Genomic DNA, 21,135 nt, shown 5'->3' with positions numbered 1-21,135 from the left:
ATTAAAATGCAAGTAATTTTACGAAAAATATTTACTTATGCACCAAAAATGAATTATTTTATTGCAAATTATTATAACGTTCGTTAATTTTCATTTAAAATAGCTAATTCTTCTTCTGACAACTCTCTATATTCGCCTTCTTCTAATTCATCATCAAGAATTAAACCTCCAAATTCCTCTCTCTTTAAATAAATCACTTTTTTACCACATGCTTCGAACATTCTCTTAACTTGATGATATTTTCCTTCTTGTATGGTAACTCTAACTTCTGAACCTTCAAGTGAAGAAGATATAATTTCTAAATCAGCCTCTAAACATTTATATCCATCATCTAATACTACACCTTTTTTAAATGCTTCTTGATCTTTTTCATTTACTTCTTTATCTATTTTAGCATAATAAATTTTATCTACATGCCATTTAGGAGATATCATTCTATGATTAAAATCGCCATCATTAGTTAATAGTAATAAACCAACAGTATCCTTATCTAATCTACCTACTGGAAATGGATTAAAAACTTGATGATCTATTTCTAACAAATCAACAACAGTTTCATCTTTTGAATCATGAGTCGCTGATATTACTCCTGCTGGTTTGTTCATCATTAAATATATGTACTTACGATAAAATATTTCTTCTCCGTTTATTTTAATTATAGATTTTTCTGGATCTACATTTATACTACTATCTTTAAGTATTTTTCCATCTACTTCTATTAAACCTTTTTTAGCTAATGCTTTAACTTCTTTTCTACTTCCATATCCTAAATTAGAAACTATTTTATCTAATCTCTGCATTTTCCACACTCCACTCTGTGATTATTATCTCTCTGTACATTAGTATCTTATCACATATGTCAAAATAAATATTCACATAAATAGAAATTATTTTTAAATAAAAAATGAAGTCATTACAAAATAACTTCATCTTTTATTTGAGTTACCCTAAAATCCACTTCTATAATATCCCATTACTTTTGGAATATAATTTTGAGTTTCTTTAGGCATTTTATATAAATGTTCAACAGAGGTAACGCCCCTTCTTTGCATTGTTCCTGGCCCTGCATTATATGCCATAAGAGCCATTTCAATATTACCATTATATCTATCAATATATCCTTTTAATTGCTTAGTTCCACCATTTATATTTTGTTCTATATTAAAAGGATCATTTACTCCATCTTCTTCACAATTCTCTGGCATAAGTTGCATAAGCCCCATGGCTCCTGCACCAGAAACTGCTTTTGGATTAAAATTTGATTCTTGCTTAATTATAGATAAAATCAAATTAGAATCTATTCCATATTTTTTAGATGCTTCTTCTACTGCTGTATATATTCTTTGCTTACTTTCATTATCAGTATCTATATTAACATTTGATACATTGCTAGAGCTATTTAGGTTAGAAATTAAATTTTCATTTAAAACCATTTTCATATAATCTAATCTTTGGCCTGGAGTTGTTTGCGTATTTTCTAATGATTTCATAGCTTCTAAATTACTTTTATCTTTATTTAATTCATTCGATGTTTGATTAGATTGATCTGCTAAAGCTTGCATAACTAATGCAAATTCTAATCCACCTGTACTACTTTCTTTACTCTTACTACTATTTCCACTATTATTAATAGCCGTTAATGCCATTAATTCATTTGAAAATGAATTTAAATTATTTATACCCATAACTATCCTCCAATTTTTAGTACGCTTGTCTTAAGTATGTTTTGATATATGAAATAGTAATTAAAATATCAATATATTACTAAAACATAGCTATTCTTAAGTATAAAACTAAACTACTATACTCTATTTATTTTCGTAATAAGTTTAAAAATCTTAATCTAATACTTTAAAAGATATTTCTGAATAATCTTCATAATTAACATTTTTATAGTAACTCTTAGATAATACTAAGATTTTATATTTTCCTTTAATAAAAGGTATAAAACTATAGTAATTTTTTTTACTATAAGATTGAACTTTATTCCAATTTCCATGTTCCATTAAATAAAATTCATAACAAACATCTTTTCCACCTTTACTCTTAACCTCAAAAGTTAATTCATGATTAATTTTAGGTTTCTTTTTATTTATAATTATTTTTGTATTTATAACAGGTGATGCTTCATTTATATATACACTAACTTCTTTTTTAGAATCATATTCATCTGTACACTTTACATTTTTAGCATATACTTCTATTGTATATTTTCCAGCAGTTTTTGGTACAAATCTTAATTTTTTATTTCCTACAAATTCAGTTTCTTCAACTAAATGTCCATTAATTTTAGTTACATACTTAACCAAAACACTTTTAGTATTTTGTATTACTGATTCAAACTCTATTGTATCCCCAACTACATAATTATTTTTAGATGGTAACATTATATAGTCTATTTCACCTGGGATATATTCATTTGCTTTTATATATACAAAGGTATGAGCATCAAACTCCTTGTCAGAGTATCTATCTTTAACAATAACTTCTATTTCATAGTCTCCCTTTTCTTCTGGAGTAAAGTTAACCCAATTTTTCTTACTACTTTTTGTTTGTTCTATTTTTACTTTATTTTTATAAACTATGAAAGAGTAGCCTAATCTAGTTCCGCCCTCTGCATTAACCATTATATTTACTGGTTGATTAATTAAAACATTTTTTTCTTTATCTACAACAACATCTACTATTTTTACTGGTTTATTTCCTCTTTTTTCTATTTCAAAATCAATTTCTTCAAAAGCCTCATATTCAGCTCCAGATGAAGCGTCCTTTACATAAACCGAAATAACATATCTTCCTGACTCTCTAGGTTTCCATACATATTCTGAGTTCCTTATAAAACCAGTATCTTCCTCATATGAACCATTTACTTTATATCTATATAAAAGGTTAATACCACCTTCTGCTTCTGTATTAAACTTTATATCTGTATCTATAATTTGAGGTGAGCTTAACTCCGCTGCAAATCCTTTAATAACTATATCCTTATAAGGCTTTATATTATATAAAAGAACTGCTCTGTCATCATATTCCTTGTTAGAGAATATATCCTTTACACAAGCTAAAAGTCTATAGCTTCCTTTATTATATTCCTTATATACAACATAATTTTTAGTAGAATAATCTTGCATACAGGTAGCTTTTCCATCTTTAGATATCTTATAAAACTTATATAGAATCGTTCTATTGCTCTCATTTTTAGTTTCTAATGTAAATTTAAGTTCCTGTCCAACTATTAATTCAGTATTGTGACATACAAAATTGGTTATTTCTACATCTTTGATATCTTCTACATTAATTTTAACAGTTGTATAATCATCAAAATTGTCATCTGAATTTGCTCTTTTACATTCTATTAAGAATTCTTTTTTTCCTGCATTATTAGCAGTATATAATAATGTATTGTCCGTTGTATAATCTACAATAAGTTCCCATCCTTGTTTACCCTTTATATAAAATCTATAAAGTAGATCTTCTTTAACTGATTTTACTTCTATAGAACATTTTTCTCCAACGCTTAAATCAGGCTTATCTATTTTTACATCTTCTATAAGACTTATTAAATCTTTATTACTAATTAAATAATCCTCTTTTGCTAAATAATCAAATGATTTTTTACCTTTCTTATCCCTTGCTTGAACCATAACCGTATATTCCCCTTCATAAACTGGTTTCCAACAGCAATTATCTTTTTCTGAATAATCTTGTATAGTTGTCCATATACCATTTAAACCAATAATAAATTTATATTCTATATCATCATTATATTTGTTAACCTTACTCTTTATTTTTATTTCAGATCCTCTGGTTTGCGGTTTTTCTTTGTCAAATACGAGTTCTATATCTTTTAACTGAAGCTCCTGCATTTTTCTCAAACCCCCTCTCTGTATACTCCTTAATTATATTATACATTTATTCCATTTTTTGTAAATAACTTCAGCTAATTTTTATTTAAATTATATCATATTTATATAATTATTATCATATAATAAAAAAATCCCTAAGCGACTGTGAAACGTCGATTTTTTCAGCCATGCACCCTTTCTAAACATAGTGCAGGAATAATGGTGCGGCATATAATTATTTTTTATTATTTAGGAATACTCATAATATCTTTAAAATGTAGTATTTTATGAGTTATATAAAGATATTCCAAAGATATAATTTGCTAAAGAAAGAATAAAAAAAAATAGAGGTATTTTCCTCTATATATCTTTATTAATTAATCCTATAAGTCTTATCAAGTTTTTTTCTAATCTTAAATTATCCTCTTTGTTTCTCTTTTTAGGATTTGAAGTTTTTCCTCCACCACGTCTAATTTTTTGTGCTAAGTGTCTTTCTTCTAATAATCTATCTATATTGCTTTCATCATATATATATCCTTTAGGATTTATCACTTTTGCTTTCTTAGGTAAACATATTGCTGCTACCCCATAATCTTGAGATACTACTATATCATTTGCTTTAGTTTCATTTATTACAAACATATCCACACTTTGAAATCCACTATCCACAATTTTAACTTCTGAATAATCACTTTTTATACAGTGATTTATATCACAATAAATCACCACTGGTATATTTCTGTTTTTAGCTACTTTTTCAATAATGGAAATGCCTGGACAGGCATCTCCATCAATTATAATTTTCATGAATTAAAGTCTCTTTTCTAATTCTTCTTTCATGTTTTCATATCCTGGTTTTCCAAGAAGTGCAAACATATTTTTCTTATATGCTTCAACTCCTGGTTGATCAAATGGATTTACTCCTAAAAGATATCCACTCATTCCACAAGCTTTTTCAAAGAAGTATACCATATGACCAAAGTAGTAAGGTGAAAATTCAGGAACATTTAATACCATATTAGGTACTCCACCATCATTATGAGCTAATAAAGTTCCTTGGAATGCTTTATTATTTACAAAATCCATAGTTTTTCCTGATAAGAAGTTTAATCCATCTAAGTCTCCTTCGCTGAATTCTATTGTAACTTCTTTTCTTGGTTTTTCTACATGTATAACTGTTTCAAAAAGATTTCTTCTACCTTCTTGAATGTATTGTCCCATTGAATGAAGATCTGTACTGAAATCAACTGCTGCTGGGAATAATCCTTTATTATCTTTTCCTTCTGATTCTCCATATAATTGTTTCCACCATTCATTAAAGTAATGAAGACATGGTTCATAGTTAACTAATATTTCTATTGCTTTACCTTTGTTATATAATGCATTTCTCGCAACAGCATATTTGTAACAATCATTTTCCTTAAGTGAAGGATTTGAATATGCTTCTCTTGCATCAGCTGCACCTTGCATCATTTCATCTATATTTATTCCTGCTACAGCTATCGGTAATAATCCTACTGGTGTTAAAACTGTAAATCTTCCTCCAACATCATCAGGAATCACAAATGTTTCATATCCTTCTGCATCAGCTAAGCTCTTTAATGCTCCTCTAGCTTTATCAGTTGTAGCATAGATTCTCTTTCTTGCTTCTTCTACACCATATTTCTTTTCTAAATATGATTTAAATATTCTAAATGCAATAGCTGGTTCTGTAGTAGTTCCTGATTTTGAAATTACATTTACACTAACGTCTTTTCCTTCTATAGCTTCTAATAATTCAGCCATATAAGTTGAGCTTATATTATTACCTGCGTAGAATATTTGTGGTGTTTTTCTCTTATTTCCATCTAAAACATTATGGAAATTACTTGTTAACATTTCTATTGCTGCTCTAGCTCCAAGATAAGATCCACCAATCCCTATAACTATTAAAACATCTGAATCAGATTGTATTTTTTCTGCTGATTTTTTAATTCTAGCAAATTCTTCTTTATCATAATTTACTGGAAGGTCTATCCAACCTAAAAAGTCATTTCCTTGACCTGTTTTACTATGAAGTCTATCATGTGAATCTTTTACCATTCCTTCCATGTAATCTAGTTCATAGTCTTTTACAAATGCTTGTGCTTTACTTAAATCTAATGTTAATCCTTTTTTCACAACCATACCTCCATATATTAATTACGTAAATTTCTCTTTACAATTATATCACATTTTTACTGAAGATTTATTAAACATTTATGATATTATTCAAAGTTTGGAATATCATACTAAAAAATGATAAATCATGCTTGTAACGCATATAAATTCTTTAAAATTTATATTATTTATAATAAAGTATTTTAAATTTATTTTACTTTATTATAATACAGTAACTTTATTATATGCATTTTACTAATATTTAATGACTTGTTTTTTATACTTAATCAGTTAATTAATGCTTTATAAATTCATTCATTACATCAATAATAATTACGTATATAACATTAAAAGCTCCTTTAAAATTAGGAACTTTTAATGTTATATATTTAAAATTTATAAGAGAGTAATACATGTGTCTAAAATATATTTTTTTGTTTTTTACTTAAAATTAATTTACATTTTAAAACTAACCTCTAGTTTTTCCACCTGCAATATTATAAGTTACTCCGTGAATATAACTTCCTCTTTCTGAACCTAAATAACAAACTAAATCTGCAACTTCTGATAATTTCCCTGATCTTCCAAGAGGAGTAGTTGATGTTTTGCTATATCCTTCTCTTAAATTTTCAACTGTAATTCCTCTAGTATAAGCTAATGCTGTTTCATATTCTATAGTTCTTAATCCTGTAGCTTCTAATATTCCTGGTGCCACACCTACAACTCTAACACCTTGTTTACCTAATTCTTTAGACCAAGATCTTGTAAATGAATTTACTGCATTTTTAGTTGCTGCATAAATACTTTGTCCTTCTGATCCTTCTAATCCACTTTCTGAAGACATATTTATAATAACTCCAGAACCATTCTTGACCATTTCTCTAGCAACAGCTTGAGCACAGAAGAATACGCCTTTTATATTAACATTAACTATCTTATCAAACACAACTTCGTCTAATTCATATTTACTATTTTCTTCTTTTGGATCTACTAATAATCTAGGTATATTAATACCTGCATTATTTACTAAAATATCTATTCTTCCAAATGTTTCTTTAGTCTTAGCAACCATTTCTTTAACACTATCATAATTTGTTACATCTGTATTCATATATAACATTTTTCCACTTGTTTCTGTCATTTCTAATTCTGGTGCATTAGGATTCATATCACATACCACAACATTTGAACCATTATTTAAAAACTCTTGTACTACTGCCTTTCCTATTCCTGATGCTCCACCTGTAACTATTGCTGTTTTTCCCTCTAAATTTAACCATGATTTTATCATTTTTATCCCTCCAATGTTAATTTATATGAATATCGTTTCTCTCTATATTTATTAAGGAATAGGTTTGATTTTTCTACTTATTTCCGATATAAGTATATACGTAATCAAACCTATTTAAAATTCAAGGAACAATCAATCCTATAAATTATTCAATTATTTTTTACATATAAACTTTAGATTACTTTATACATTTTTATTAAATTGACTTCTTATACAAATTGACTTATTATGCAATTTGACTTATAATTTTCTTGAATATTATTTTTTAACTATTTAAAATTAATTTCTTATTATTTTTAAGATTGTACCAACGGCAATTGGTGCAATTTCTTTTTTTTCTAAGTATAAAGTTCCAGCTACATTAGCTTCTTCTTCTCCTAGAAAATTATATGTTATATGTCCTAACTCTTTTAAATTTTTATTTACTAATTCACCTACTGCTTTTATTTCATAAGTAATATCATTTATACAAAGTATATCGTTAGGATTTATTTCTTCTAATAAATTATTTTCATTATGAATAAAACAGTAATCAACTAACTCTTGAGGAGCATTATCTTTAAAAGTTATGAACATATTTGCTGCAAAAAACTCTTCAGCTTTTTCTCCAATCTTTTCTATTCTAGTACTATAAATCGTCTTCATAAAACTGTTCCCTTCTTGATTATTTAGTTAATATAATTTAGCTATATAATCCAAAACTTGCAAGCCAAGCTACCACAACTGTTGGAGCTCCTGTTAAAAATCTTGAATATAAAACTGATGGAACACCTACTTGCACTGTTTCTGATTCTGCTTCTGCTAATCCTAAACCAACTGGTATAAAATCAGCAGCTGCTTGTGCATTTATGGCAAATAATGCTGGTAATGCTAAATGCGGTGGTATATTTCCTTTACCAATTTCAGTACCTATTAAAACACCAACTATTTGAGCTATAACAGCACCAGGTCCTAAGAATGGTGAAAGTAATGGGAATGAACATATAAGTGATAATACAACTAGTCCACCTACATTTCCAATTAATGGTGTAAGTAAATTTGCAATCCAGCTACCAATTCCAGATGCATTAATTATACCTATCATTACCGCAACGAAAGCCATAAATGGTAATATTGTATGAATTATTGTATCAATAGTATCTCTTCCAGCTTGGAATAATGTGCTACTAAAATTACCTATTGCTATACCTATTTTTCCAACTAAGCCTCCACTTTGTTGACTAATCTTTTTATTAGTATCGTAACTCATTAAGTCTTCCTCCTTTAGATTATATTTTGCTATCTTTTAAATTAATGTTATTCTACTATCTCTACATTTTCAGGTTTTACTGCTGAAACATATATATCTTCTTTTATAAACATTGCTAACGGTCCACTTTTACCAGTTCTCATTATATTAACTGTTGGTATCTTCTTTTGTGGATAAATTCCACATCTTAATGTTCCTCCACAATTTATTATTACACAAGCAATCTCATCATCTTTAACTCCTGTCGTAAATCCATCTACTAATTCACAGCCTGTTAACTCTGCTATTTTCACTGCTGTTTCTGGTTTAGCTCCTCCAGTAATATAAACCACTTTATTTTTCTTTTCTGTAGGTTCTATTACTAATGGACCTCCCCATCCGCCTGATCCTTTACTTATTCTAACTTTTTTGTATCCCATAATTGCCAACTCCTTAATCTTTATTTTTTTATTTAAATTTAACTCTGTATTCTAATAATTTTTATCTTTCTAATTAACTTAATTTTATTTCTGTATTCAACTTAACTCCTTGTTGTTTTTCTACATATGTAGTTGTAAAATCTGTTATCCAACCTCTAAAAAAGTTTGTCACTATACCTACTAATAAATATCTAATTGCTAAATCTGTAGTTGAAAAACCTAAAGTTGTAATACCTGCAGCTATTCCTAAGAATACGAATAATTCGCCTGGATTAATGTGAGGGAATAATCCATTCATTGTGTGACAAGAAAAACTTGATGCTGCATAATAACTTGGTTTATATTTTTCAGGCATAAATCTTCCTAGTGATAATGTCATTGGATTTGCAAATACGAATGTTCCTATAACAGGTAATAATAAATATCTAGATATTGGATTTGAAGAGCATTTTGTTGCTAATTTTTCTATTTTTTCATCTCCAATAAATTTTATAATTGCATTCATTGTAACCAGTAATGCTACTAATAGTGGTATTATTCCTGTTACGAAATCCATAAACTGATTACCACCTGCTCTAAATAAATTCATAAACGAATCTGCACCTTTAGCTAAAAAATCAAACATTTGTGTCATAAGAAAACCTCCTCATTAATTTATACTATCTTTAAACAACCACCTCTAAGTCTGCCTCTTGCTTACTCACCTCCTCTTGTTTAAATTTTTTGTAATTCTTAACAGCATCTAAAATTGCTCTTTTTAGTGGTTTGTTAAATTCTTTTAAATCGTTTTCTTTAATCTTGTAGATATACATATTCTCAAGTCCAGTAAATTGTTTAACTCTTGCTGCTACAGTTACTCCTTGCATTTTTCTAGTCTCTAAAATCAATCCATCATCTTGAATTCTTATAAGAACTATAGTGCCTGAGTTAATCATTCCTTTTTTTCTTCCTATTGCTACTTTTCCTAATTTTCTTAATTCTATATAGTTTTTATTAAAATCTCTAATCTGCATTAATCCAAAGATAAAATTAAGTATCCAAATAGTAATCCCTATTATTATTAAAAATACAACTGAATTCATAATTTATCTCCTTTCTAAAACTTCTTTAAATTCTTTATACTCTTTAGTTTTTATTAATTTTTGAACTATCTTTTTATTGCTTGATAAATCTATAATTTCTTGGTATGTTTTAACTATTACTTCTTGACTATTTTGACCTTCTGAAGGTATTACAAGTAATATTATGAGTCCTACTTCTTTACCATCCACTATAATTAATTTGTCTAATACCCCATATGCTACTATTACATTTTCTACTTTTTCATCAACTGCATGTGGTAATGCTATATAACCTCCAAATGCTGTCCCTGCTTTTTTCTCTCTTGCTATAACTCTTTCCTTATATTCATTTGATACAATATTTAGATTTATTAAATTATCTAACATTTCATCTAAATTATTCATAAAAGTATCTCTATTTAGGTAAAACACTAAATTTTTATTTAACATTCCATTTAAAATATATTGTTCAGTATTATTTCTTATTTCGTTAGTTTTATTTAAAAATATTTGACTTTCTATTTCTCCTTTTAATTGGCTTTCATCAAAAATAGAAGTAATTTTTATTATTGGTATTTGAGCATTTATATCTAAATCAACAAGAGTAAATATCATATCATACTCTCTTGCCATATCTTCTGTAAAATCCAGATCAGGGAATGACTTAAAATTGATTTCTTCTCCAAGTATTTTCTTTAATTTCATAATTAGTAATTTTGCTGTGCCCAAACCTGTTCCACAAACAATTGCTGCATTTTTTATATGAACAAAAGATTTACCTGCTCTTTCAACATATGTTCCAAAATGTAATGCTAAATACCCAATTTCATCGTCTTCTACTTGTACTTGATATTCTTCTTCGATTACCGAAGCAGCTATTTTAGCAACTTCATAAGGTAGTTTATATTTTTCTTTTATCTCTTTTAACATAGGATTCTTATATTTTATGTTTAGTACTATTCTATTTAATGCATAGTATAGATGATATTCTAACCCTTGTATTAACTGTTCGTCTTCTTCTAAACTTAATCCAGTAAATTCAAAAACCTTATTAAAAATTTCTTTTCTCAATAATGTTATATTTTCACCTATTGTTAAATTTCTTAGTACTTCATGATATAAAGGAGCATTTCTTCCAAGCAAAGGCATTACTATAAAAATTATTTCTAAATCATCTATGTGTTGATTTTCTATTACTTCAATTATATTTTTTATATTTTTACCTATTTCATACTCTTCTGATTCTTTTATTATTTTATATTGTGATTGTAGAGTATTTATTTTCTTATTATTCTCTAATCTTATTAGCATAACTGCTATATATCTTATTAAATTATTTATTAAAGCTTCAGTAACGCTAAGTTTATTTTCCTTTAAGTAATTTACTATTTGTTCTTGAAGTTTAATAACCTTCTCTTCAGTAAGAATATTATTATTTTCTAATAAAATTATTGAATCATTATATGTTTTACATATATGTTCGAGTATAATTAGTCTTAAATTAATTTCATCACCTTCAATTTTTATTCCTGAATTTGTTTTTCTCTTCAATACTAATGCATACTCTTTTAACTTGTGATCCACTTTCTTTAAATCTTTAACCAAAGTAGTTCTCCCTACATTCATCTCCTCTGCTAAATCATCTATTGTCACAATCTCATCAAGGCCTACTAACTTATTTATTAAATAGTCAACTCTTTCCTCTGGATTATTTAATTGAGTAAATTTTTGTTTTTGTTTTCTATTTAACTTTAGTAATTCTTTAAATTCTTTTTCATCTTTTATATTTAGGCTATACTTAGAATTATTAGTTTTTATTATTTCTGCAATCTCTCTAGGTATTTCATCTTCAAGTTGTTTTAAATAATTTCTAATACTTCTAGTACTTACATTTAACTCATCTGAAAAATCTTTTAAAGTATTACCATTGCTATTAACTAGCATTTCAAGTATAGTAAATAATTTTCTGTCTAATGATCTTGTAATCATTTTCAACCCCTCATTCCATCTTACAATTATATAATAGTACATTAATTATATTTATTTAATATCAACTTTTTCATTATATGTTTGAAAAAATGTATACTAATTAAAATTATAATAACGTATATTATACAAATTATTTTTTGTATTATGAAATATATTACATGAATTATCTTATGTAATATAACGTACATTATACAAATTATTTTTTGTATTATAACACATTTATACACTTTTTTTAACTTTATATATTAATTATAACTTATTTTTTATTCTAATTAAAAAGAGAGTTTATATAAAAATAAACTCTCTTAATAATATTAAATCAATTTAATAATTACATTAAAAAATCTAACAACAATTATTTTTCTTTAAACATCTCATAATATCTCTTAGAGCTTTTTCATAGCCTGCTCTACATCCTTCTTGGAAACCATTTTTACGTCCATCTTTGTATCCTTTGTTGTATCCATCATTTAGACCTTCTTCATAGCCTTTTTCACGTCCATCTTTAAAGCCTTTCTTGTATCCTTTTTCACAGCCAGCCTTAAATCCTTCTTTGTATCCTTGTTCTTTACCATCTTTAAAGCCTTCTTCATAACCTTTAGCTTTACCATCTTTAAAGCCTTCTTTGTATCCTTTTTCGCAACCAGCTTTGAATCCTTCTTTGTATCCTTGTTCTTGACCATCTTTAAAGCCTTCTTCATAACCCTTAGCTTTACCGTCTTTAAATCCTTCTTTATATCCCTTTTTGCAACCATCTCTAAAACCTTTTTTATAACATCTTCTACATATAGAATTAGTATCTGTTTCACTTAAAGTATCTTCCATATTACAATTTATATCTTCACAATCACTTACTTCATCAACTCTACAAACTAATTCATCTTCATTACAATAATAATCGTTACAATAATAATCGTTCATCGCTTTATCTCCTTTGTAAATAATATATAGTACATAGTATGCCGATGTCTAATTATTGGTTAATATTTATAAAAAAATAATTATATTATCTGTATTTTAATATTACAGATAATATAATTATTTACTACTTTAAATTTCTTTTTATATGTCTTTGCTTATAAGTATAATCAACTAATACTCTATTTAGTTTATATTTATTATCCCCTTTATGAGCTTGTCCTTTCTTAACGGTAAATGCCATATCATAACCTGCTTCTTTAACTGCTTTTAATGTATCTTCATTATAACTTCCTGATGGATATGCTACAAAATTAATACTTTTTCCAGTTAGATTTTCAAGTTTAGTTTTAGAATCTTTTAACTGTTTTAGTTGGTCATCATAACTTAATGTTGAAAGCTCCTTGTGATTAAATGTATGGCTTTCAATTTCTATACCATAATCACTCATTTCTTTAACTTGTGAAGGTAACATATATACGCCACCATCTAAATAATTAGCTATTATAAACATAGTTGCATTCATTTTTAATTCTTTAAGAATAGGAAATGCATTTGTGTAATTATCTTTATATCCATCATCCAATGTTATAACTACACTCTTTTTAGGGATTTTAGCTCCATTATATAAATAATCATATAATTGTTGTAATGTGATAGTAGTATATCCTGCATCCTTTATTGCTTGTAAATGCTGCCTAAATAAATCTTTAGATACAACTAACGGATCCTTTTTAAATTCATTACCAATAGAATGATATCCTAAAACAATAACCCCCATATCTTCGTCAGTAACTTCTGTACCATTAAAAGGACCTTCCTCATTATTATTTTTTACTAAATCTAAATTTTCATTAGTTGAGGTTTGAACACTTTCTCCTTTTATATTATTTTTAATTTGATATGTAAATAATGAAATAATAGTTAATATTATTACTATTATTAACCCTTTTAAAAGAGTATTTTTTCTTCTTTTCAAAATATACCTCCTAGAAAATAAGCTTATATTATTTGTTATTTTATACCTTTTATGTCTAAATTATATACTATTTTGCATTATATTTTTATTAATTTATTCTTAAACTTTACATCTACTTAATTCATCAACATAATCATAAAATTCTTTACATTGAAAATTTCATTTATCTCAAATACTTCTGATAAATATTCTAAATTTTCATCTGAATGTTCAACATCCTTAGAATACATCTGCATTATATCCACTTGATCATTTTTAGTAAATTTATATTCATTATCACACCATCTTACAACATTTAATTCTTTTATAACTAAATAACTAAATACTGCTAGTTTCACCTTGGCAATCACATCATAATCATATACAGATTTCATTAAATATCTAAATATAAAATAAACCATTAAATGCTCATATTCATATGTTTTATCAATATAATATTTATTAAACCTATCATGTTTATCCATATAAAACTCAACGCTAATATCTGTTTCATAAAAATAACTAATAGTATGTTTTAAAACTTTCGGCCAATTATCATTAATATGATCCATACCTTTATATACTTCTAAAATTTTATATACGTTATTATACTTATTTATTTTGTTTTCTTCATGTTCTTTTAATTTGCTGATAAATTTTTTTATAAATTTACTATCTGAATATTTTTCTCTAATTTCTGATATATTAGATATCTTATTTTCATCTACCATTTTTTGAATTTCTTGTGCAAAATTAAGAACTAGAGCCATTCTCTTATTTAAATCAATAGAACGTTCTTGCAATATTTCTATAAATATTTTTCTTGATTTTAACAATTGAATAAACATTTCAAAACTAATATCATTATACGCAATAACCATTTCATCATTTTCTTCTATTTCAAATTTAACTTTATCAGAATCATTTAAAATTATCCTTGCTGCTTCTGGACATGATAAAGAAATTCCCATTTCACGTGTGCTTCCATACTCTTCTATGAATCTTGGATATTGCTTACATGTATTACATAAGTTATCTTTACCAAGTTCACTATATATATCACACATCTTATTTTTATTTAAAAAAGAGCAACTGTCTCCTTTTAGCATAAAAATATTTTCTCCATCATCATCTAAAATAATCTCTTTCTTTAATCTATCTCCAAAGTTTCCCTTTACCGTTTTATAGAATTCACATGTTTCATCATCAATTACAATCTCCCAACCTGCACAACATGTATCTTCACATTTAGAAGCTATACATTTAAAATTCTTATAATAATTAGGTACTCTTATTTTCATTCTTTTACCTCATCTTACTCTATTTAATAAAATTTACTATATAATTCTATCATAAATTTGTAAAAATCTAAAAACAAAAAAATCGCTAAGCGACTATGGAGCGTTGATTTTTTTAGCCATGCACCCTTTCCAAACGTAGTGCAGGAATAATAGTGTGGCATATAATTATTTTTTATTCTTTATAAATAATCATAATACTTTTAAAATACAGTATTCTATAAGTTATTCACAGATTCTTTAGTAATATAAATCCTTAAAGAATAAAAAAACATTTCAGCTAGCCTTAATTAAATATGGTTTGCTGAAATGTTTGTTATTTATTCAAATTCTATAGTTGCTGGTGGTTTTCCTGTGCAATCATACATAACACGATTTACACCTTTTACTTCATTTACAATTCTAGTTGTTACTTTTCCAAGTACCTCCCATGGAAGATCAGCACTTTCAGCTGTCATAAAATCACTTGTAGTTACAGCACGTAGTGCAACTGCATAATCATAAGTTCTTTCATCTCCCATAACACCTACTGAACGCATATTAGTAAGAGCTGCAAAATATTGGCCAATTTTTTTATCAATGCCTGCTTTTGCAATTTCTTCTCTATATATTGCATCTGCTTCTTGAACTATCTTAACTTTTTCAGCTGTTACTTCTCCTATAATACGTATTCCAAGACCTGGACCTGGGAAAGGTTGTCTAAACACTAAATTTTTAGGAATTCCAAGTTCTAAACCTGCTTTACGAACCTCATCTTTAAATAGTAATCTAAGTGGTTCTATAATTTCTTTAAAATCAACACAATCTGGAAGTCCACCTACATTATGATGAGATTTTATAACTGCTGATTTTCCAAGACCACTTTCAATAACATCTGGATATATAGTTCCTTGTACAAGGTAATCAACCGATCCTATCTTTTGAGCTTCTTCTTCAAACACTCTTATAAATTCTTCACCAATAATTTTTCTCTTTTGCTCTGGTTCTTCTACACCAGCTAATTTTTCATAAAATCTTTCCTGTACATTTACACGAATGAAATTTAAATCATATTGTCCATTAGGTCCAAATATTTCTTCAACTTCATCCCCTTCATTTTTACGAAGTAAACCATGATCAACAAATACACAAGTCAGTTGCTTTCCAACAGCTTTTGAAAGTAATACTGCTGCTACTGATGAATCTACTCCACCTGATAAAGCACATAATACTTTACCATTTCCAACTTTTTCACGAATTTCTTCAATTGTTTTTTCAACAAAAGAATCCATTTTCCAGTCACCATTACATCCACATACACCATATACAAAGTTTGAAAGCATTTTTGTACCTTCTTGTGTATGCATAACTTCTGGATGAAATTGAACTGCATATAAATTTTTATCTTCACATTCCATAGCTGCAACAGGACAAACTGGAGTAGAACCTATTACTTTAAATCCTTCAGGAGCTTTTTCTATGTAATCAGTATGACTCATCCAACAAATTGTTGAAGGTGATACATCTTTAAAAAGTTTAGATTCTACACTTACATCAACTTTTGTTTTTCCGTACTCACTTACTGGAGCAGTTGCTACCTTTCCACCAAGCATATGAGACATAAGTTGAGAACCATAGCATATACCAAGTACAGGCACTCCTATTTCAAATATTTTTTTATCACATAATGGAGAATCTTCACCATATACACTATTTGGTCCACCTGTAAAAATAATTCCCTTTGGATTCATTTCTTTAATCTTATCTACACTTAAGTTATAAGGATGAACTTCACAATATACATTGCATTCTCTTACCCTTCTCGCAATTAATTGATTATATTGTCCACCAAAATCTATAACTAAAACTAACTCTTTTTTCATCATTTCCTCCTAAATTGTTTTTTACCACCTAATTATCTAACAACTAAGAACTTTATTCAATAAATATAAAATATATTTATTGTCCTACACTATAATTTGGAGCTTCCTTAGTTATATTTATATCATGAGGATGACTTTCTCTATATCCTGATGCTGTTTGAACAACAAATCCAGCAGTTTTATATAGAGTATCTAAATCTTTAGATCCTAAATATCCCATTCCTGATTTTATTCCTCCTATTAATTGGAATATAGTATCTGAAACATATCCTTTGTATGCTACTCTACCTTCGACACCTTCTGGTACTAACTTCTTATTTCCAGATTGGAAATATCTATCTTTAGATCCACAAGCCATTGCTGCTAAAGAACCCATTCCTCTATACACTTTGTAACTTCTACCTTGGTATATTTCCATTTCTCCCGGTGCTTCTTCACATCCTGCAAATAATGATCCCATCATTGCTACAGATGCTCCTGCTGCCAAAGCTTTTACTACATCTCCTGAATACTTTAATCCACCATCAGCTATTACTGGAACCCCATATTTTTTACCAACTTCAGCACAATCCATAACAGCAGTTAATTGTGGTACTCCAACACCTGCAACTACTCTTGTAGTACATATTGATCCTGGACCTATACCAACCTTAACGCAATCAGCTCCAGCTTTTATTAAATCTTCTGTTGCTTCTGCTGTTGCAACATTTCCAGCTATAATTTGTAATTCTGGGTATTTACTTTTTATTTCTTTAACAGCTTCTAAAACTCCTTTTGAATGACCATGAGCAGTATCTACTGTAATAACATCAACTTTAACTTTTACTAATGCATCAATTCTATCCATCATATCTACTGTAACTCCCACAGTAGCTCCACATAGTAATCTACCATTTTCATCTTTTGCAGCATTAGGAAATTGTTTAGCTTTATCAATATCCTTAATTGTAATTAATCCTTTTAAAACTCCTTCACTGTCAACTAAAGGTAACTTTTCTATTTTATGCTTCTTTAAAAGTTCCTTAGCTTCATCAATAGAAGTGTTTTCTGGAGCTGTGATTAAATTTTCTTTTGTCATAACTTCTTCTATTTTCTTTGTAAAATCATTTTCAAAAGTTATATCTCTATTTGTAAGTATACCAACTAATTTTCCATTCTCAGTTATAGGAACACCAGATATTCTATATTGACTCATTAAATTTTCAGCATCTTGAAGTGTATGTTCTTTTGATAAGAATATTGGATCGGTTATAATTCCATTTTCTTGTCTTTTTACTTTATCTACTTCTTTTGCTTGATTTTCTATAGTCATATTTTTATGAATTATTCCCATTCCGCCTTCTCTTGCCATAGCAATAGCCATTTTAGATTCTGTTACTGTATCCATAGCTGCACTCATTAAAGGAATGTTTAATGATATTTTCTTTGTTAATTGTGTTTTTACACTTACTTCCCTAGGTAATATTTCTGATTTATTAGGTACTAATAGTACATCATCAAATGTATAAGCTGTTTTTATTATTCTAGCCATGATTATTCCCCCTTGATTTTTTTCTTTCATTTTATATTTATTTTAACTGTTTCCTTGCATTTTATTCTGCGTTTTTATGTATAAAAAAAAAGCGCATCAACTCCGTAAGTGAAGTTAATACGTTAATATGCTTAAAGTATATTAATATATTAATATCACTCATAGTCAGAAATTTAAGGTTTCTGGTAGATACTCCTTGCCATATTCAAGGTATATATAAGTTTTTAAATATTTTCTTTGTTTAATTAAAAATATTATAATGTATGCTATGCCTAAAGTCAATAAAATTGAAATTAAAATTGCAAAAATAAGACATTCATTTTATATAATCGGTTTCATTAATTAATCGTAGATAAATCTAAGATTTCACTATTTGTTTTTAATTTAAATTCTTTTCCGTTCAATATATCATAACAATTTTTTACTGTTGTACTTAGATCTAAATTATTAAATTCAACACCTTCTAAATATTTATTTATATTATTATCTTCTTTAATATTAGATATACTTTTTTCTTTATCATAATTAGATGAGTGCGTTAAATTATAAGATTCTACTGCCATTACAACTTTTCTACACTGATCTAGTACTTTCGTTTTTTTAGCTTCATTTATATATCCAGTAACTTTAGGTAAAATTGCTGTTGCTAATATAGTTATAATAGCTATTACTGATATAAGTTCTAATAAAGTAAATCCTTTCATTTTCTTATATTTAATTTTTACATTAAAATTATTAATCATATATGTACCTCCAATAATTTGAATATATTTAAATTATTGCTATATCAAATAATAAATATACAAATATTTTTAATATATCTTTTATAATTAAATATTACCTTATGTTGTATAATGATTTTAAAAATTAAAACTTATATACAAGAAAAAATAAAACTTATATACAAAAAGACTACCTGGTAGGTAGTCTTTTTATCATATTAATACATTCCATCCATTCCCATTCCTGGTGCTGGCATTGCTGGTTGTTCTTTTTGTGGAATATCAGCAACAGCTGCTTCTGTTGTTAAGAATGTTGATGATACTGATGCTGCATTTTGTAAAGCTGATCTTGTAACCTTAGTTGGATCAACTATACCTTTCTTTATCATATTTACATATTCTCCATGTAAAGCATCATATCCCATTCCTGCTTCACTTTTTTTAACTTTTTCTATAATAACAGATCCTTCAACTCCAGCATTGCTTGCTATTTGTCTTAATGGTTCTTCTAAAGATTTAACAATTATATTTATACCAAGTTGCGTATCTTGAACATCAGATGTTAATTTTTCAACTTCATTTATTACATTAATATATGCTGTTCCACCACCTGGTACTATTCCTTCTTCAACTGCAGCTTTTGTAGCAGCTAAAGCATCTTCTATTCTAAGTTTTCTTTCTTTTAATTCTGTTTCAGTTGCAGCACCAACTTTAATTACAGCAACTCCACCAGCAAGTTTAGCTAGTCTTTCTTGTAATTTTTCTTTATCAAATTCAGATGAAGTTTCTTCTATTTGAGCTTTTATTTGTAAAACTCTATCTTTTATATCAGAAGAATTACCTTTACCATTAACAATAACAGTATTTTCTTTAGTTACTTTTACACTTTCAGCTTGACCTAACATATCAAGAGTAACTTCTTTTAAATCTCTTCCTAATTCTTCAGCAATTACTGTTCCGCCTGTTAATATAGCTATATCTTGAAGCATTTCTTTTCTTCTATCACCAAAACCTGGTGCCTTTACAGCTACACAAGTAAATGTTCCTCTTAATTTATTTACAACTAATGTTGCCATAGCTTCGCCTTCAATATCTTCAGCTATAATTAATAATTTTTTACCTGCTTGAACTATTTGTTCTAATATAGGTAATATCTCTTGTATATTAGAAATCTTCTTATCAGTTATTAATATATATGGATTATCTAATAAAGCTTCCATCTTTTCTGTATCTGTTGACATATAAGGTGATACATATCCTCTATCAAATTGCATACCTTCAACTACATCTAATTCAGTTCCCATAGACTTAGATTCTTCTATAGTAATAACGCCTTCATTTCCTACTTTTTCCATAGCATCAGCTATTAGCTTACCTATTTCTTCATCTGCTGCTGAAATGGCTGCAACTCTTGCTATATCCTCTTTACCTTCTACTTGTTTAGAAATCTTTTTAATTTCATCTACAGCTTTATTTACAGCCATTCTTATACCATTTCTAATTAGCATAGGATTAGCACCTGCTGTAACATTCTTTAAGCCTTCTCTTATAATAGCTTGAGCTAGCAAAGTTGCTGTAGTTGTACCATCTCCAGCTACATCATTAGTTTTTGTTGCTACTTCTTTAACTAATTGAGCTCCCATATTTTCATAAGGATCTTCTAATTCTATTTCTCTTGCAATAGAAACACCATCATTAGTTATTAATGGAGAACCAAATTTTTTATCTAAAACAACATTTCTTCCTTTTGGTCCTAATGTTACTTTTACAGTATCAGCAAGTTTATCAACTCCAACTTGCATAGATCTTCTTGAATCTTCTCCGAATTTTAACATCTTTGCCATTATTACCAC

At 27.5% G+C, this 21,135-nt stretch carries 17 protein-coding genes, 1 pseudogene and 1 riboswitch; all 18 genes and pseudogenes read right to left on the bottom strand.

Features of this window, described 5'->3' with window-relative positions:
- Positions 1-83: 83 nt before the first annotated feature.
- On the bottom strand, positions 84-800 hold the full coding sequence (locus tag BGI42_RS01840; RefSeq protein ID WP_069678706.1) for a pseudouridine synthase: 717 nt from the start codon (positions 798-800) through the stop codon (positions 84-86).
- Between the two features lie 147 nt (positions 801-947).
- A complete protein-coding gene (locus tag BGI42_RS01835) occupies positions 948-1,685 on the bottom strand; it encodes a lytic transglycosylase domain-containing protein (protein WP_069678705.1) in 738 nt (245 codons plus the stop codon).
- A gap of 153 nt (positions 1,686-1,838) precedes the next feature.
- Positions 1,839-3,866, bottom strand: a complete 2,028-nt coding sequence (locus BGI42_RS01830; RefSeq protein WP_069678704.1) for a triple tyrosine motif-containing protein — start codon at positions 3,864-3,866, stop codon at positions 1,839-1,841.
- 339 nt (positions 3,867-4,205) lie between these two features.
- On the bottom strand, positions 4,206-4,652 hold the full coding sequence (locus BGI42_RS01825; protein ID WP_069678703.1) for a YaiI/YqxD family protein: 447 nt from the start codon (positions 4,650-4,652) through the stop codon (positions 4,206-4,208).
- Between the two features lie 3 nt (positions 4,653-4,655).
- Positions 4,656-6,005: a glucose-6-phosphate isomerase gene (locus BGI42_RS01820; protein WP_069678702.1), complete on the bottom strand. Its 1,350-nt coding sequence runs from the start codon at positions 6,003-6,005 to the stop codon at positions 4,656-4,658.
- A gap of 448 nt (positions 6,006-6,453) precedes the next feature.
- Complete coding sequence (locus BGI42_RS01815) at positions 6,454-7,275, bottom strand: SDR family oxidoreductase (RefSeq protein ID WP_069678701.1); 822 nt, start codon at positions 7,273-7,275, stop codon at positions 6,454-6,456.
- A gap of 279 nt (positions 7,276-7,554) precedes the next feature.
- Positions 7,555-7,920, bottom strand: coding sequence for a PTS glucitol/sorbitol transporter subunit IIA (locus BGI42_RS01810; RefSeq protein ID WP_105165893.1), 366 nt, complete (start codon positions 7,918-7,920; stop codon positions 7,555-7,557).
- Between the two features lie 37 nt (positions 7,921-7,957).
- Positions 7,958-8,946: pseudogene (gene srlE, locus BGI42_RS16350) on the bottom strand (PTS glucitol/sorbitol transporter subunit IIB).
- 70 nt (positions 8,947-9,016) lie between these two features.
- Entirely contained in the window at positions 9,017-9,577 is a 561-nt protein-coding gene (srlA, locus tag BGI42_RS01795) for a PTS glucitol/sorbitol transporter subunit IIC (protein WP_069678699.1), read from the bottom strand.
- Positions 9,578-9,608: 31 nt separating this feature from the next.
- Positions 9,609-10,025, bottom strand: a complete 417-nt coding sequence (locus BGI42_RS01790; protein ID WP_069678698.1) for a transcriptional regulator GutM — start codon at positions 10,023-10,025, stop codon at positions 9,609-9,611.
- A 3-nt stretch (positions 10,026-10,028) separates the two neighbouring features.
- A complete protein-coding gene (locus BGI42_RS01785) occupies positions 10,029-11,993 on the bottom strand; it encodes a BglG family transcription antiterminator (protein WP_069678697.1) in 1,965 nt (654 codons plus the stop codon).
- Positions 11,994-12,338: 345 nt separating this feature from the next.
- Positions 12,339-12,914, bottom strand: a complete 576-nt coding sequence (locus BGI42_RS01780; protein ID WP_069678696.1) for a Yae1 family protein — start codon at positions 12,912-12,914, stop codon at positions 12,339-12,341.
- 124 nt (positions 12,915-13,038) lie between these two features.
- Positions 13,039-13,890: a polysaccharide deacetylase family protein gene (locus tag BGI42_RS01775; protein ID WP_069678695.1), complete on the bottom strand. Its 852-nt coding sequence runs from the start codon at positions 13,888-13,890 to the stop codon at positions 13,039-13,041.
- A 116-nt stretch (positions 13,891-14,006) separates the two neighbouring features.
- Positions 14,007-15,170 (bottom strand): flagellin lysine-N-methylase, encoded by a 1,164-nt coding sequence (gene fliB, locus BGI42_RS01770; RefSeq protein ID WP_069678694.1) that lies wholly within the window; start codon positions 15,168-15,170, stop codon positions 14,007-14,009.
- 317 nt (positions 15,171-15,487) lie between these two features.
- Positions 15,488-17,029 (bottom strand): glutamine-hydrolyzing GMP synthase, encoded by a 1,542-nt coding sequence (guaA, locus tag BGI42_RS01765; RefSeq protein WP_069678693.1) that lies wholly within the window; start codon positions 17,027-17,029, stop codon positions 15,488-15,490.
- Positions 17,030-17,105: 76 nt separating this feature from the next.
- On the bottom strand, positions 17,106-18,560 hold the full coding sequence (guaB, locus tag BGI42_RS01760) for an IMP dehydrogenase (RefSeq protein WP_069678692.1): 1,455 nt from the start codon (positions 18,558-18,560) through the stop codon (positions 17,106-17,108).
- Positions 18,561-18,702: 142 nt separating this feature from the next.
- A riboswitch (purine riboswitch) is annotated at positions 18,703-18,800 on the bottom strand.
- A gap of 98 nt (positions 18,801-18,898) precedes the next feature.
- Positions 18,899-19,303, bottom strand: coding sequence for a type II secretion system protein (locus BGI42_RS01755; protein ID WP_069678691.1), 405 nt, complete (start codon positions 19,301-19,303; stop codon positions 18,899-18,901).
- Between the two features lie 197 nt (positions 19,304-19,500).
- A complete protein-coding gene (gene groL / locus BGI42_RS01750; RefSeq protein WP_069678690.1) occupies positions 19,501-21,126 on the bottom strand; it encodes a chaperonin GroEL in 1,626 nt (541 codons plus the stop codon).
- Positions 21,127-21,135 lie beyond the last annotated feature (9 nt).

The sequence above is a fragment of the Clostridium taeniosporum genome (genome assembly GCF_001735765.2).
GTDB lineage: Bacteria > Bacillota > Clostridia > Clostridiales > Clostridiaceae > Clostridium > Clostridium taeniosporum.
Note: the sequence above shows the minus strand (reverse complement) of the source record. Positions and strands in the feature narration are given on the sequence as shown.

Coding starts and splice junctions, on each gene's coding strand:
- BGI42_RS01810 (WP_105165893.1), bottom strand. CDS start 7,920: ATGAAGACGATTTATAGTACTAGAATAGAAAAGATTGGAGAAAAAGCT.
- BGI42_RS01755 (WP_069678691.1), bottom strand. CDS start 19,303: ATGATTAATAATTTTAATGTAAAAATTAAATATAAGAAAATGAAAGGA.
- guaB (WP_069678692.1), bottom strand. CDS start 18,560: ATGGCTAGAATAATAAAAACAGCTTATACATTTGATGATGTACTATTA.
- BGI42_RS01780 (WP_069678696.1), bottom strand. CDS start 12,914: ATGAACGATTATTATTGTAACGATTATTATTGTAATGAAGATGAATTA.
- BGI42_RS01815 (WP_069678701.1), bottom strand. CDS start 7,275: ATGATAAAATCATGGTTAAATTTAGAGGGAAAAACAGCAATAGTTACA.
- groL (WP_069678690.1), bottom strand. CDS start 21,126: ATGGCAAAGATGTTAAAATTCGGAGAAGATTCAAGAAGATCTATGCAA.
- srlA (WP_069678699.1), bottom strand. CDS start 9,577: ATGACACAAATGTTTGATTTTTTAGCTAAAGGTGCAGATTCGTTTATG.
- guaA (WP_069678693.1), bottom strand. CDS start 17,029: ATGAAAAAAGAGTTAGTTTTAGTTATAGATTTTGGTGGACAATATAAT.
- BGI42_RS01785 (WP_069678697.1), bottom strand. CDS start 11,993: ATGATTACAAGATCATTAGACAGAAAATTATTTACTATACTTGAAATG.
- BGI42_RS01790 (WP_069678698.1), bottom strand. CDS start 10,025: ATGAATTCAGTTGTATTTTTAATAATAATAGGGATTACTATTTGGATA.
- BGI42_RS01830 (WP_069678704.1), bottom strand. CDS start 3,866: ATGCAGGAGCTTCAGTTAAAAGATATAGAACTCGTATTTGACAAAGAA.
- BGI42_RS01835 (WP_069678705.1), bottom strand. CDS start 1,685: ATGGGTATAAATAATTTAAATTCATTTTCAAATGAATTAATGGCATTA.
- BGI42_RS01840 (WP_069678706.1), bottom strand. CDS start 800: ATGCAGAGATTAGATAAAATAGTTTCTAATTTAGGATATGGAAGTAGA.
- fliB (WP_069678694.1), bottom strand. CDS start 15,170: ATGAAAATAAGAGTACCTAATTATTATAAGAATTTTAAATGTATAGCT.
- BGI42_RS01825 (WP_069678703.1), bottom strand. CDS start 4,652: ATGAAAATTATAATTGATGGAGATGCCTGTCCAGGCATTTCCATTATT.